This is a genomic window from Hymenobacter arcticus (genome assembly GCF_054779975.1).
Map to the genome: position 1 here is coordinate 422603 of NZ_BAAGXF010000003.1, position 13404 is coordinate 436006.

Annotated in this window: 13 protein-coding genes; 2 read left to right on the top strand and 11 right to left on the bottom strand. The window is 65.4% G+C overall.

Annotated features, from left to right (window positions below; all coding sequences use genetic code 11):
• Nucleotides 1-267: 267 nt before the first annotated feature.
• Both ACYVGC_RS08180 and ACYVGC_RS08185 read right to left on the bottom strand, forming a co-directional pair.
• Nucleotides 268-537, bottom strand: a complete 270-nt coding sequence (locus ACYVGC_RS08180) for a hypothetical protein (protein ID WP_460583321.1) — start codon at nucleotides 535-537, stop codon at nucleotides 268-270.
• Nucleotides 538-941: 404 nt separating this feature from the next.
• On the bottom strand, nucleotides 942-1601 hold the full coding sequence (locus ACYVGC_RS08185) for an HD domain-containing protein (RefSeq protein WP_460583322.1): 660 nt from the start codon (nucleotides 1599-1601) through the stop codon (nucleotides 942-944).
• Between the two features lie 102 nt (nucleotides 1602-1703).
• Between ACYVGC_RS08185 and ACYVGC_RS08190 the strand changes: the two genes are divergently transcribed.
• A complete protein-coding gene (locus ACYVGC_RS08190) occupies nucleotides 1704-2699 on the top strand; it encodes an NAD(P)H-dependent glycerol-3-phosphate dehydrogenase (RefSeq protein WP_460583323.1) in 996 nt (331 codons plus the stop codon).
• 94 nt (nucleotides 2700-2793) lie between these two features.
• On the opposite strand, the gene ACYVGC_RS08195 is transcribed toward ACYVGC_RS08190, so the two are convergent.
• Both ACYVGC_RS08195 and ACYVGC_RS08200 read right to left on the bottom strand, forming a co-directional pair.
• A complete protein-coding gene (locus ACYVGC_RS08195) occupies nucleotides 2794-2937 on the bottom strand; it encodes a DUF3592 domain-containing protein (RefSeq protein WP_460583415.1) in 144 nt (47 codons plus the stop codon).
• A 520-nt stretch (nucleotides 2938-3457) separates the two neighbouring features.
• On the bottom strand, nucleotides 3458-3871 hold the full coding sequence (locus tag ACYVGC_RS08200; RefSeq protein ID WP_460583324.1) for a DUF3592 domain-containing protein: 414 nt from the start codon (nucleotides 3869-3871) through the stop codon (nucleotides 3458-3460).
• Nucleotides 3872-3900: 29 nt separating this feature from the next.
• On the opposite strand from ACYVGC_RS08200, the gene ACYVGC_RS08205 reads away from it, so the two are divergent.
• A complete protein-coding gene (locus ACYVGC_RS08205; RefSeq protein ID WP_460583325.1) occupies nucleotides 3901-4329 on the top strand; it encodes an EamA family transporter in 429 nt (142 codons plus the stop codon).
• A gap of 31 nt (nucleotides 4330-4360) precedes the next feature.
• Here the strand turns inward: ACYVGC_RS08205 and ACYVGC_RS08210 are convergent, their stop codons facing one another.
• From ACYVGC_RS08210 to pdxH, 7 genes are all read right to left on the bottom strand, one after another.
• Nucleotides 4361-6166 carry a hypothetical protein gene (locus ACYVGC_RS08210; protein ID WP_460583326.1) on the bottom strand — a complete coding sequence of 602 codons (1806 nt, stop codon included), beginning with the start codon at nucleotides 6164-6166 and terminating at the stop codon, nucleotides 4361-4363.
• A gap of 46 nt (nucleotides 6167-6212) precedes the next feature.
• Nucleotides 6213-7919 (bottom strand): hypothetical protein, encoded by a 1707-nt coding sequence (locus ACYVGC_RS08215; RefSeq protein WP_460583327.1) that lies wholly within the window; start codon nucleotides 7917-7919, stop codon nucleotides 6213-6215.
• Nucleotides 7920-8028: 109 nt separating this feature from the next.
• Nucleotides 8029-8607, bottom strand: coding sequence for a Maf family protein (locus ACYVGC_RS08220; protein ID WP_460583328.1), 579 nt, complete (start codon nucleotides 8605-8607; stop codon nucleotides 8029-8031).
• Nucleotides 8608-8643: 36 nt separating this feature from the next.
• Complete coding sequence (locus ACYVGC_RS08225; protein WP_460583329.1) at nucleotides 8644-10449, bottom strand: hypothetical protein; 1806 nt, start codon at nucleotides 10447-10449, stop codon at nucleotides 8644-8646.
• Nucleotides 10450-10487: 38 nt separating this feature from the next.
• Nucleotides 10488-11813 (bottom strand): DUF1015 domain-containing protein, encoded by a 1326-nt coding sequence (locus ACYVGC_RS08230; RefSeq protein ID WP_460583330.1) that lies wholly within the window; start codon nucleotides 11811-11813, stop codon nucleotides 10488-10490.
• Nucleotides 11814-11857: 44 nt separating this feature from the next.
• The gene (locus tag ACYVGC_RS08235) at nucleotides 11858-12568 is read right to left on the bottom strand and encodes a hypothetical protein (RefSeq protein ID WP_460583331.1); all 711 of its coding nucleotides are present in this window, start codon (nucleotides 12566-12568) and stop codon (nucleotides 11858-11860) included.
• Nucleotides 12541-13200, bottom strand: a complete 660-nt coding sequence (gene pdxH, locus ACYVGC_RS08240; protein WP_460583332.1) for a pyridoxine/pyridoxamine 5'-phosphate oxidase — start codon at nucleotides 13198-13200, stop codon at nucleotides 12541-12543. Before pdxH ends, ACYVGC_RS08235 begins: the two co-directional genes overlap by 28 nt.
• Nucleotides 13201-13404: the final 204 nt, after the last annotated feature.

Consider the following 13404-nt stretch of genomic DNA (forward strand, 5'->3'; position numbering starts at 1 on the left):
GATATAGCTGTTAGCCGACAGCTGTTAGCTGTTAGCTCTGTTCGAGAAAGGGCAAGGGCTGAGGCCGGCACTTTCCAACGGAAAGCCGACACCCCAGGCCACTGCTTGTTACCCGCGCAAGATACGGCAAAAAACGCGCTTTTCCTAGCCTCTACGCCACTTTGCGGGACCTCCCCTCCTCCCCCCGACGCGACCGGCTGCGGCTATTGTACCCCCGTCAAAAAGCGAAATCCCGAATTTCAGCCCCTCCGGCTCTGCTTATTTAAGTTATTTGAGCGATTTGCTGTGGTCGTCAGGGCTACGCTTAGCAGGCTCGCCACGGCGAATCTTGATTTTCTCACCCACCGCCGGGTACTGCATCTTCCAGATGGGCCGGGCGCGGTACTTTACGGCGTTGTGGTAGTGCGCTTTACGAATGTGGCACGAGTCGATGGGGCACGTGCGGCAGCCCGCCAGCGTGAGCCCGGCCAGCAGCACCGTGAGCAAATAATAGTAGCGGCGGCCTCGGCCGGCAGGAGAATTCGCACCTTTTTTCATCGCCCTAAAGGTACAGGGTGGTCCCCACTACCCCCGTACCTTTGCCCGACCTCGCGTTAGGTTCGTCCCCCAGCCCAACGGCTACTCTGCTGTAAACAGAGAAGCCCGGCTGCTGTAACAGACCGGGCTTCGAGAAGTGTGGGGGTTCTAACGTAACCCTTTACTTCTAGCAGATGAAAAAGGACAGCGTGAAGTCGGAGTTTGAAGTAAAATTCAGGCTCCGGATGCCACCCGAGCTAGCCAAATGGCTCGTGTGGTTTCTAATGGGAGGCACGGCTTTATCGGCCGCTGCCGCGCATTGGATTAGGTAAAGGCGGGGGTTGGGCCAGTTGGCTCGACCCCCGCTTTTGGTACAACAAATATAACGCGGGTTTACGCAAAACGTTGCGCAACAGTCGGCGGCACTAGCTCGCCACGTCGGCGCTATCCCACTCGCGCAGAAACTGGACCACGAACTCCTCCATGAAGCGGTGGCGCTCGGCGGCCAGGCGGCGCCCCCCGGGGGTGTGCATCCGGTCCTTGAGGTGCAAGAGCTTCTCGTAGAAGTGATTAATGGTGGGCGCGGTACTCTGCTTGTACTGCTCAAAGTCGGCGTGCGAGACGGGCGGCGTGGCGGGGTCGTGCATCGGGCGACCCGCGTGGCCCCCGTAGGCAAAGGCCCGCGCCACCCCAATGGCCCCGATGGCGTCGAGCCGGTCGGCATCCTGCACCACGGCCGCCTCGGGGCTGCTCACGGGCGTTTCCACACCCAGGCCTTTGAAGCTCACCTCGCGGATAACTTGCTCCACGCGGGCCACGGTGGTCTCGGGCACCTGCTGACTAAGCAGCCAAGCGCGGGCGGCGCGGGGGCCGGCCTCGTAGTCGCCGCCGTGAAACTTCCAGTCGGCGATGTCGTGCAGCAGGGCCGCTAGCTCGGTCACTTCCTGGTTGAGGCCGGGCTGCTCGGCGGCCAGCGCCCGTGCCACCTGCCACACCCGCCGGATGTGCGGCCAGTCGTGGCCCGAGCCTTCGGCCTGGAATTTTTCTTCGATAAAAGCGGCGGTAGCGGCAATAACTGGGGTCATGGCAAAAGGGAAATTTCTGCAAATATGGACCCTGCGGCTCTAGCTTGCGGCCTGAATTCCCCCCTGACTTGCTGACGGGTCGCCCCTCCCCGACCCTATTTTATGGAAAAAATCGCCATGCTGGGCGGCGGCTCCTGGGCCACGGCCCTCACCAAAATCCTCTCCGAAAACGGCGCCCGCGTCGATTGGTGGCTGCGCTCGAAAGACGACGTGCAGCACTTGCTGCGCACCGGCCACAACCCGCGCTACCTCTCCTCGGTACTCTTTGACCGCAACCTGGTATTCCCCACCACCGACCTCAGCGATGCCGTGGCCGAGGCCGACTGGCTAGTGCTGGCCGTGCCGGCCGCCTTTGTGCAGCCCGTGCTTGATAAGCTGGGCCGCGACGCGCTGCGCCACAAAAAGGGCGTTATCTCGGCCATCAAGGGCATGATTCCGGGCAAGAACATCCTGGTGACCGACTACGTGCAGGAGCGCTTCCGGCTGCCCGCCGCCCAGCTCGGCGTGATTGCCGGGCCCTGCCACGCCGAGGAAGTGGCGCTGGAAAAGCAGAGCTACCTCACCATCGGCTCGCCCGACGTGAGCGGGCTGGGCAGCGCCTTTTGCCAGCTGCTGCGCAACCGCTACGTGAGCGCCCACCCGGCGGCCGACCTCGACGGCATCGAGTACTGCGCCGTGATGAAAAACATCATTGCCCTGACCGGCGGCATTGCCCACGGCCTGGGCTACGGCGACAACTTCCTGGCCGTGCTGGTGAGCAACGCGGTGCAGGAAATCCGCCGCTTTTTGCAGGCCATCTCGCCCCAGCCGCGCGACCTCTCGGCCTCGGCCTACCTGGGTGATTTGCTGGTGACGGCCTACTCGCAGTTTTCGCGCAACCGCACCTTCGGCAACATGGTGGGCCGCGGCTACTCCGTGAAGTCGGCCCAGCTGGAGATGAACATGGTGGCCGAGGGCTACTACGCCGTGAAGAGTATTCATGAGCTCAACCGCCAGCTCAAGGTGAACATGCCCATTACCACGGCTGCGTATAATGTTTTGTATGAGCGCATTGCGCCGGCCGTGGAACTGGAGATTTTGAAGGAGAAGCTGCGGTAACCGACCTTTCTAACGGTATTCCACACAGAAGCAATACGGAAATACTGATGACAACTAGCCAACTGATACACGTTATCACAAGCGGCGCCTCTTGCTAGATATAGGTACCTATAAAACAGTCTGATGGATTACTCGGGTTATACAGAACAGCTACGCTAGTGCCTTTAGGAAACTGCTGTGACGAGTGCGTCGTCGTCGTTTCTGTTTGTTGCTGCTGCCCCAGTAAAGCGATGGCCAGTTATCACACCCAGTGTTCGCAACCCAACACGACGCAATCGGACAAGTTTTTTTCGCTGCTTACGGACCCAGACCGTTCCGTAGACTGCAAAGCCCCACATTACCACATTAGCAGAATAAAAACCCATTCCGAAAGCTTAGCCATGCAGCTAAATAACTACTGAAACCAACTACCGCCCCAACCCGTTATATTTGCAGCAGTTACGAAAATAAGGGGCCGGCCTTACCTCAACTACCGGAGGATGTAGGTGAGCACCAGCGCGGCCAAAGCCTTAGCTAGCCCACCCGCAAACCCCACCAATGCCGCCGTACCGATGGCATCGAGTAGTTTCTTCGCGTTGTCCCGTTTCATTGGTGATGAAGTGAAGGGTTCCAACAAACCCCCGCTTCTGAAACCCCGACTGTTGACGCAGCCGGGGTTTCTCTTTTTCAAGAGCTACCGTAGGCCGGGGGACATACCCAACGCGCGTGCCGCAAAGGTAGCGGCTACCCAGGGCCGGGGCCGCTGCATACGCACCTGCCTAAGGTAAATGCGTGAGTAGTACCCACGTAAAAAACAAGCCGAAGCAGACCCAGAAAGCCAGAAAGCCATAATTTGCACGCTGCCCCAGCCCCTTATCAACTAGAAACAGGTGGGGCTTACGCGCATCGTACACAACGGTAACCTCATCGCCAATAAAGCAGTTGGGCAATGTGCTTACGCCGTACGCTTGCCCGGTTATCACCTCTTCCTGACCAATCGTAAAGCGCAGCGTGGAGATAATGGCTCCTTTGGTACCATAACGGCTGGACGCGGTACGCTGGCTGATGATGCGGGCCCGCGCGCGCACACCCTGGCGGCGCAGCTTAGCCGTTACCCGAATGCTTTCCAGGGCCGCTGCAACGGGAAGAACGACGAAGAGTAGCTCTAAAAATGCGTAAACGAGCCAAATCATTCTGCTAACTAACTACTGTTCCAACACGCATGTCCAACTGGCTTCCCCTGGCCCTGCTCACGGCGCTGTGCCTGGCGGGCTACAATTTCTTTATTAAGCTGGCCGCCGCGCACCTGCCACCCGCCGTGGGCGCGGTGGTGTTGCAGCTGGTGGCGGCCGGGCTGGGCGCGGCGTGGCTGCTGCGCCTAAAGCTGCTGGGGCAGCCGCTGGCCGTGTCGGGCAAGGGCTTGGGGCTGGCCGCCTTAGCGGGCCTGAGCGTGGGACTGGCCGAGATTCTGACCTTCGTGGTGTTTAAGCGCGGGGTGCCGGCTTCGGTGGGCACGCCCGTAATTGTGGGCGGCTCCGTGCTGCTGGCCGCCGTGCTGGGACTGGTGGTGCTGCGCGAAAGCATGTCGCTGGCGCAGGCCGGCGGGCTCGGGTTGATTGTGGTGGGTATTGCGCTACTGGCTAAAGGCTAGCCATAACCTATTTTCAATCAAGCACTTATACTTAGTATTGAACCAAGGGCTGCATGGGTGACACCGGGATGATGCGCAGCAGCTCGTTGCGGTAGCGTGCCGGGGCCGCCGGCACGCTACCGGCCGGCAAGGCTTCGACCTCCTGGCGCGGGCCGGGCCGGGCGGCGGGCACGTCGTAGACGACGCGCAGCGGCAGCGGGCGCTGGCCGGCGCTCAGGGCGTAGTGCTGCCAGAACAAGGCGTAGGCCCGCGGCTCGACCCACACGCGGCGCAGCGGCTGGGTGCGCAGCCAGGCGTAGGCCTGACGCAGGGCCACCTGCTGCTGGATTTGGGCCCTGATAACGGCCTGCTCCCGGTGCAGGCGGTAACCTCCGTAGGCCCCCAGCACGAGCACCAAAGCCGCTAGCTGCCGCCCCCGCATACTAGTAGTGACTGCCCACAAGGCCGGTTTTACAGCCACTACCCTTAGCCAGCGGGCCCAGGCCACCTGGGCTACCAAGGCAGCCACTAGGAAAAAGGCGAGCAGCACCAGTAGCAGCGTGCGGGCCGGCGGCAGCACGTGCTGCGCCACCGACAGCGGCAGCCACAGCCCCAGCTGCACATAAAGCACCCAGCCCAGCCGGCGCGAGGGGGCCGGCAACTGGCCCCGGCCCAGCGCCACCGGGGCCAGCAGCAGCAGGAGCACGTAGGCCGCTGCGCTCAGTCCGCGCTGCCCCAGTAGCTCGGTAGCCGTGCCCACCAAAAAAGGCCCCACCGCCACCCGAAACTCGGGCCACGCCTGCCGGGCCACGTAGGGGTTGGCCAGCAGCGCCGGCCAGCCCGACACCGCCCCAATGGGCGCGTACAGCACCCCCGCTACCAGGACCAGGCCCAGCGTAGCCACGGCCAGGTGCGCCAGCCGCACCGCGCGCCCCCGGCCCCGGCCGAAGCCCACCAGCAAAGCCAGGCCCAGCCCCAGCAGCGCGTAGAGGTGCGTAGGCACGGCGTAGAGCCCCAGCGCCCCGCTTAGCCCAAACACCACCCAGGCCAGCTGCCGCACGGGGCGCCGCGCGCCCGGCCGCAGCAGCTCCAGGATGGCCAACACGCCAGCCAGCGCCGCCACCAGCGTCCAGGCGTAGCCGCGCCCCGCCACGGCGTAGTACGCGGCCAGCGGCGAAAGCCAGTACAGCCCCAGCCCCAGCGTGGCCACCCCAAACCGCAGGTGGCGCAACGCCAGCGCGAACACCACGGGCAGCGTGAGCAAACTCAACAGCGTGGGCAGCAGCCGCAGCGCCAGCGTCGGCGGGGCGGCCGGGGCCAGGGTGTGCACCAGGCCCACCAGCAGGTTGGGCAGCACGTGGTTGTTGGGAAAGGGATAGTAGCTGGCCGTAACGGCCGCGCCCGGCAGCACCCAGTAGTCGTAAGAGGCTATTTCATCTAGGCTAAGTGGGTAATAGATAGCATAATACCCCCGAACTACCGCCGCCGTGACCAGCAGCCCCAGCGCCCCCCAGCGCTGCGCCGGGCGCAAGCGCTGCCAGGGCCGGGCCAGCGCCCGCACCAGCTGCCAGCCCCCCCCCGCGTAGTGGGGAGCTTTTGGATGGGAGCCCACTGGGCGCGGCCACCCCGCCCATAGCGCAGCGGCCGCCAGCGCTACGCCGGCCAGCCCCCAGCGCAGCACCTGGTAGCGGGCCGGCGTAAGCGGCAGCACGACCCAGCTGCCAATGCCGAAAATGCCAAACCCACTGCGCCCCCCGTGGGCCAGCAGGTCGGCGTAGCTGGTCAGGCCAAAGAGCAGGGCCAGGCCCGCCGCCCCCGCCCCTAGCAGCCACAGCTGAAACCGCACAAGAAATTGCATACGTAGCTTCTAAGCAAATTTTTAGGGCACAGTGGCCCGCTTCAACTCAGGGTGCCACAAAAATATCCAGCAGCCCGTCGTGATGGGCGGGCGGCCCCGCCACGGCGGGGTCGTAGGGCCCCGGCTGGGCCCCGGGCTTGCGCACCAGGTAGCGGTAGTGCACCCCTGGCCGGGGGTGGTCGTCTACCTGCCAGGGCTGCTGCCACAGCTGGCTGTGCACGTAGAAGCGCAGCACAAACCGGTGCAAGGCGTCGGGAACCAGCACCGGGCCGGGAGACTGGTGGCTCAGCCACTGCCCGCCCGCCCGGTACGTCACCCACTGGGCCTGCTGCAAGCGGTTGAAGCGCTCGACAAAAAATAACTCGACCCCGGCAAAGGCCAGACTACCCACCACCAGTAGCCGCTGCCCCCAGCGGCGCGGCAGCACCACAACCGGTTGCCACAGGCCCCAATCAACTACTATAGCAGCTAGTATACTCAGTAGCTGCGCTTTATAATGCAACGTACGCTCGGGCGGCTGCACCCGCTGCACCAGCACCAGCAGATAGGGCGCCAGCACAAACCAGACGCCCGGCAGCCCCAGGCCCCGCACCAGCCGGGCCGTAGCGGCGGGCACCCGCCCCGTGGCCGCCCGCTGCCACAGCAGCGCAAAGCCCAGCAGCACAACTAGCAGCGGCCCGGCCCCCAGCCACCGGTGGCCACTCAGCCAGCCTTCCGTGAACCAGAAGTAGCGCGGCAAGGCCCGCCAGAACTCACCCACCGGCAAAGACACTACGTACCCGTTGTGAAACAGCAGCCCCGGCCCCGAAAGCAGCAGCAGCGGGGCATACAGCAGCCCGGCCCCCACCAGCGTGAGGACGCCCAGCCCCACGGCCCGCCCCAGCGCCCCCCACGCCCGGCGCCGCAGCAGCCCCAGGCCCAGCCACCCATACGCCGATACCAAAAAGTACGCATGCGTGGGCACCCCGTACAAGCCCAGCACCCCGCTGCCTACCAGCGCCACCCACGCTAGTTGCCGCCGCCGAGCAGCCGCCGCCCCCAGAATTTCGTGCACGGCAAAAAAGCCGATGGCCCCCAACGCCCCCAGCAGGGCGTAGCCGCGCCCCGTTACGCTGTGGTAAAAGGCCAGCTGCGTAACGCTGAACCAGCCCACGGCCAGCAGCGCCACCCGAAAATTGCTGCGCCGCAACAGCAGTAAAAACCAGCCCCCCGTGGCCCCCGTACTCACCAGCAGCACCGGCAGGCGCATGCTCCACCAAAACCCGGGGTACACTTGGTAAAACAGCCACGAGAGCGTATTACTCAGCACGTGGTTGTTGGGCAGCGGGTAGGTGGCGCTCACCGTAAGCAGGGAAGCCCGCACAAATACTTCGTAGGAAACGGCATCGTCGCCGGGCGCGGTAACGAGGCTGTAGTAAGCCCGCAGCGCCGTGAGGGCCAGCAGCAGGCCGCCGGCCAGCCGCCGCTGCCCCGGCCGCAGCCCGCGCCAGCCCGCGCCCAGGCCCCGCCCAATCGCCCGCACCTCCTGCGCCCATCGGGCCCACTCCAGCCGGCCCGCCGGCCGCCACGATACGCCCAGCGCCCCCAGGCCGCTGGCCGCCGCCAGCCCCAGCAGTGCCCACCGCAGGCTCGCAAACCCGGCCGCCGTATAGGCCCGCGGTTCCCATTGGTAAAACTGACGCAGCCCCGCCGCCTCGGCCCAGCTAGCCGAGTAGAGCACCAGCGCCGCGTAGCCCGCGCAAGCAGCGAGCACTACCAGGACCAGCAGCCCCCCGCCAGGGCCCGGAACCCGGCGGGGGACGCTTTTTTCAAAATAAGTCATTATTCAGCAACCTGTTAACTACCCGGCTAGCAGGCTTTGCTTACACTTGCCCCAGCCCCAGCGCGTGCAGAGCGGCCCACACGCGGTGGGTGGGCAGGCCCATCACGTTGAAATAGGAGCCTTCGAGGCGCTCGATGCCCACCAAACCCAGCCAGTCCTGCGCGCCGTAGGCCCCGGCCTTGTCCAGGGGCTGGTAGCGGTCCACGTAAAACGTTATCTCGGCGGCGCTCAGGGCGCGGAAGTGCACGGTCGTTTCGTCGGCGAACACCACCGGCGGGCGGCCGTCGCCGGGCAGCAGGCACACGCCGGTATATACCTGGTGGGCACGACCTTGCAAGCGGGTGAGCATGGCGCGGGCCGCCGCCGCATCGGCGGGCTTGTTGAGCACGTCGTCGCCGAGGCACACAATGGTATCGGCCGTGAGCAGCAGCTCATCCGGGGCCAGGTCGGCGCGGTAGGCCGCGGCCTTGTGGCGGGCCAGGTACTCGGCCACCGCAGCCCGGCGCAGCGTGGGCGGGTAACTTTCGTCCACGTCGCGCAGCCGGATTTCGTAGGCCAGGCCCAGGTCGGTGAGCAACTGGCGGCGGCGGGGCGAGCCGGAGGCAAGAATCAAGTTCATAACACTTTTATTTACAACTACTTAATTTTATTATCTTCAATAGTCCTTGCGCGCCGTGGGCGGCCCAGCCACCGGCGGGGCGCTGTAGCGGGCCAGCCGCAGCGTGCCCACCGAAAATACCAACGGGCCAGTGCCGGGAAGCACAGGCGCGCCGGCCCGGCTCAGCACGTAGCCGTAGCGCACGCCGGGCAGGGCCACCCGGTCCACGGCCCAGGGCTGGCGAGGGTCGTTGACGTGGGCTTGCAGGGTTTGCCAGTTCCAGATGCCGTCATCCAGCACCAGCACGGGCCGGACCTGCGGGTGCTGGGCCAGCCAGGTGGCCATGGCCCCGTCGGGGGCCAGGCGCCGCTGGGCCTGGCGGTTGTCGCGCAGCTGGGCCGTTACCTGGTACAGAACAAATACCGCGGCCACCAGGCCCGCCAACCAGCGCCGCGCCGGGCGCTGCCACCGCCAGCCGGCCAGCACCAGGGCCAGCAGCAGGTAGCTAAACCACGACTTATAGAGCCACGTGCGCTCGGGCGGCAGCACCCGCTGCACCAGCAGCAGCGCATAGGGCCAGCCCACAAACCAGAGCGCCGGCCAGCCCACCTCGCGCACTTGCCGGGCCCGGCCGGGGGCCAGCCGGCCCGCCCGCTGCTGCCCCAGCAGGTAGCCAAACAGCCCCAGAACCAGCAGCGTGCCGGCCGCACCCAGCCCGCGCTGGCCCAGCAGGTAGCCCTCCGTAAGCCAGGCGTGGGTGGGCAGCTGCCGCCAGAAGTCGGGGGCCGCCAGGGGCTGCACGTAGGGGTTGGCCAGCAGCATTTCGGGGCCCGATACCAGCAGCAGGGGCGTGTAGAGCAGCCCGGCCCCGGCCCCAATGAGGGCACCCGCGGCGACGGCCTGCGCCAGTAGTTTCCCCCGCCGCTGCCACAGCGCCTGCCCCGCCAGCCACGTCAGGGCCGAGCCCAGCGCGTAGGCAAACGTGGGCACGGCGTACAAACCCAGCACCCCCGTGGCTACCACGCTCACCCAGGCCAGCCGCCGGGGCGCTACGCCGGGGCGCAGCAGCGCCAGCAGCGCGCAAAACAGCCCCACCGTCAGCCCAATCGTCAGCCAATAGGCGCGGCCGGCGGCCGCCTGGTACAAACCCAGCTGCACCCAACTGCTGGCCCCGGCCGCCAGCAGTGCGGGCCAGTAGCCCAGCCGCCGCCGCATGGCTGTAAAAAACCCCAGCGTAGCCAGCGTGCTGAGCAGCAGCACGGGCAGGCGCATCGTCCACCAAAAACTGGGGTGCACTTGGTAAAACAACAAAGCTATCGTATTGGATAGCAAATGGTTGTTGGGAATGGGATAGTAGGCACTCACCGCCAGCAGCCCGTGCCGCACAAAAAAGCCGTACGAAGCCGCGTCGTCGTTCCAGGGCGTGGTCAAGCTCAGGTAGAGGCGCACGGCCGTGAGGGCGGCCAGCAACGCGCCGAGCACCCCGCGCCGGGTGCGCGACAAGCTCCGCCACTGCCCGCCCAGCCGGCCCACCAGCCGCCGCCCCTGGGCCACGGTGGCCCGCAGCTCGTGCCGGCCGGCCGCCGTGGCCGGGCCCAGGGCCAGCCACGCGGCCGCCAGCCCGGCCGCCAGGCCCGCCAGCAGCCGCTGCGCCCACTGCCAGTCGGCGGGGCTAAAGGCGCAAATGTGCCACACGTCATCAAACGGGTAGAGGCCGTCCAGGGCCCGGGCCTCGGCCCAGCTGGCCGTGCCCAGCACCAGCGCGGCGTAGCCCGCGCAGAGGGCCAGGCTGCCCAGCGCCAGCAGCAGCCAGTAGCGCGCCGCCGACGCGGGGGGGTGGACTGCGATGACCTTATCTGACACAAATATTTGATGCACAATATTTTATGAAAACAAGCGACTTATTCCTCAAACACGGCCCCGAACACGGTGGGCGCTTCGGCCAGGCTCGAAAAGAGCAGGCCGGCCAGGGTTTTGGGGTAGAAGAAGGTGGACTTGGCCGGCATCACGGCCCCCGAGTGGCACACGGCCTCCACCTGGGCCATGGTGACCTCGTTGGTGAGGAAGGCGGCGCGGGCCTCGCCCCGGTCCACTTGCTGGAGGCACTCGGCCAGGCCGCGCACGTAGGCCACGCCGGCCCAGCGGCGCTGGGCATCGGGCCCCACAATGCCGAGCACTTTTTCGAGCACGAAAAAGTGCAGCACCGTCAGGTCGAGGTCCTTCACCTCGGGCGTGGTGGGCCAGTCGAGCCGGGCGTGCACCTCGGGGCGCAGGCGCAGCTTGTAGGCCCCACTGGGCAACACCAGGCCAAAAGCCCAACGCTTGCCGGCCATCAGCTCGGGCAGGTCCTGCGGCTCAGCCTGCGGCACTACCGTGAAGTAGGCGGCCAGCCGGGTGAGCAGCGCGGCATCGGTGAGGCCCGCGGGCAATTCGCGCAGCACCCGGTGGGTGGGCAGGATGCGCACGTCGTCGCTGGCGGCGTTGGTGAGGTACATCAGGTGGAAGTTCCAGGGCTCGTGGCCGGTGCTGCCGGCCGGGCCGGCGGCCAGCTGCCGAGCCTGGCGGTAGGCCAGCGAGCCTTCGTAGCGGTGGTGGCCGTCGGCCAGGATAACCTGCCGGCTGGCCAGCACCGCCTGAAACCGCCGGATAACCCCGGCATCCTGAATCACGGCCAGCACGTCGCGCGCGCCCTGGTAATCTTCCTCCGTTTGGCAGAGCGGGTCCCGGATGGCCTCGTCCATCAGGGCTTCCAGCTCAAAGGCCTCGTCGCGGTACAGGCCGTGGGTGGCGCTGGTTTGAAACTGGAGCTCGGCCAGCAGTTCGGCCCGGTCGTTGACGGCGGCGGGCAGCGTGTTTTCGTGGCGCAGCACCACGTTCTCGGCCCAGTCGGTGGCCCGGATGTGGCACATAAAGCCCTTGCGGCAACGCTCGCGCCCCTCGCCCGGCAGCCGGAAATACTGGTAGTACACGTAAATGCCGGGCAGGCCGTCCTGCCGCAGCACGCCCGCGGCCTGCCACTGCGCCAGGCGGCGGGCGGCCGCCACAGTGGGCAGCAGTTCACCTTCAGCGCGGGGCACCGATAAGTGAATGGAATTGAGGGGATTGCGGTACAGCGCCTCACGCTGGCGCACGCTCACCACGTCGAAAAGCGGCGACACCACCTCGTCAATATCGGCACTCAGGGCTGGGTTGTAGCGCCAGCCGCGCACGGGTTGAATTTCAGCCAAGCGGTAGAATGGTAAGTAAGTAAGTGAGTATAGGAGCTAGCAGGTTAGTCGTGTCTGTCATCTTGCCAAATTAAGAGCTTGGCTAACTCCGCAATTCCTAACCCGGCGGCGATGTTCAGTCGCGCTAGCAGTTGCGCAAAGTGTGCTAACTCTAGTTGCACATTAGCAACGGCAGTCTGTAAAGCGGCCCGGCTTAAGCGCACCGTGACCGTAGGCGGTGGTGGCTCAAACGGCTCGTCATCGACTTGGGTAGCGAAGTCAAGCACTAGCGTATCCTGCTCAATCACTACGCCGGGTGCCGGGTGCCCCTCATAGGCTGAGTGCTGACCCAACGCCAGCCTTTCCCAGTAAATGATGTCACTCAGGCCGCCGCAGCATTGAGGGAAAAACTTATCTTCCCCATCAACCCGCAACACATAGCCACCAAACAAATTACTGGCTTGCTCCCGGTCGTATTCACCCGCGCGCCACCCAGCCGTGTGGTCTACGACTAATTTGAGCAAATTGGCTTCGGTAATAGCTGACAAGCGGCAAAAGGCGGACCCTGGCCCATAGGTGGCTAAGGCATCCGGAAAACCAGCTTGGTGCCAACTCGCGGCCCGGTAGGCCGCCCAAAGCACCGTATTTTCCCAGTAGGGGTACTTGTCCGGCACTTGAACCTGTTGGTTATTATACCCAATCTCAACAACTGGAATCAGCTCTATTACCATCGCCACGACGCTAAAACTTACGGGGCTAAGCGACTGATTTTCCATTCGTTGTTCCCGGCGGCGCGCTCGTACACCAGGCGGTCGTGCAGGCGGCTGGGGCGGCCCTGCCAAAACTCCACGCGGGTGGGGCGCAGCACATAGCCGCCCCAGTGCGGCGGCCGGGGCAAAGGGGTTTGGTCGGCAAAGCGGGCTTCTATTTCGTGCTCGCGGGCTTCCAGCTCCTGGCGGCTGCCGATGACGGCGCTCTGGGGCGAGGCCCAGGCCCCTACCTGGCTGCTGCGCGGCCGGCTCTGGAAGTACTCAGTAGAGACATTTTCGGACGCTTTTTCTACCACGCCTTCCACCCGCACCTGGCGCTCGAGGCCGGGCCAGAAGAAGTTGAGCGCCGCCCGGGGCTGGGCGGCCAGCTCGTGGCCCTTCTGCGAGTCATAGTTGGTGTAGAACAGGAAGCCCGCGTCGGCGGGCAGGCCCTTGAGCAGCACCACGCGCTGGCTGGGCTGGCCGGTGGCCGCGTCTACGGTAGCCAGGGTGAGGGCGGCGGGCTCGGGCAGCTGGGCCGCCACGGCCTCCTCCAGCCACTGCCGAAACTGGCGCACGGCATCGGGCAGCACGTCCGTTTCCAGCAGCGTGCGCTGGGTGTAGCTCTGGCGCAGGTCGGCAAGTTCGGTATCAGTCATTTTAATAAGTTATGAGTTATGAGCTGTGCGTACTGCGGCAGCACAAGCAACAGGATGCTGCGCTGCCCAGCCACGAAGTATTCGGTATAGCAGACGTACTCGCCCAACGGGTAGCTGTGCCCGTGCGGCAGCATTCCCTCATTGAGCGGCGGGCGCACAAACGTGACCAGCGAGCAGGGCCTTCGGAAGTAGAAAGAGTCATGC

What these genes read in the sequence shown, in the direction of transcription:
- ACYVGC_RS08180 (WP_460583321.1), bottom strand. Translation starts at nt 537, where the DNA reads ATGAAAAAAGGTGCGAATTCTCCTGCCGGCCGAGGCCGCCGCTACTAT.
- ACYVGC_RS08185 (WP_460583322.1), bottom strand. Translation starts at nt 1,601, where the DNA reads ATGACCCCAGTTATTGCCGCTACCGCCGCTTTTATCGAAGAAAAATTC.
- ACYVGC_RS08190 (WP_460583323.1), top strand. Translation starts at nt 1,704, where the DNA reads ATGGAAAAAATCGCCATGCTGGGCGGCGGCTCCTGGGCCACGGCCCTC.
- ACYVGC_RS08200 (WP_460583324.1), bottom strand. Translation starts at nt 3,871, where the DNA reads ATGATTTGGCTCGTTTACGCATTTTTAGAGCTACTCTTCGTCGTTCTT.
- ACYVGC_RS08205 (WP_460583325.1), top strand. Translation starts at nt 3,901, where the DNA reads ATGTCCAACTGGCTTCCCCTGGCCCTGCTCACGGCGCTGTGCCTGGCG.
- ACYVGC_RS08210 (WP_460583326.1), bottom strand. Translation starts at nt 6,166, where the DNA reads ATGCAATTTCTTGTGCGGTTTCAGCTGTGGCTGCTAGGGGCGGGGGCG.
- ACYVGC_RS08220 (WP_460583328.1), bottom strand. Translation starts at nt 8,607, where the DNA reads ATGAACTTGATTCTTGCCTCCGGCTCGCCCCGCCGCCGCCAGTTGCTC.
- ACYVGC_RS08235 (WP_460583331.1), bottom strand. Translation starts at nt 12,568, where the DNA reads ATGGAAAATCAGTCGCTTAGCCCCGTAAGTTTTAGCGTCGTGGCGATG.
- pdxH (WP_460583332.1), bottom strand. Translation starts at nt 13,200, where the DNA reads ATGACTGATACCGAACTTGCCGACCTGCGCCAGAGCTACACCCAGCGC.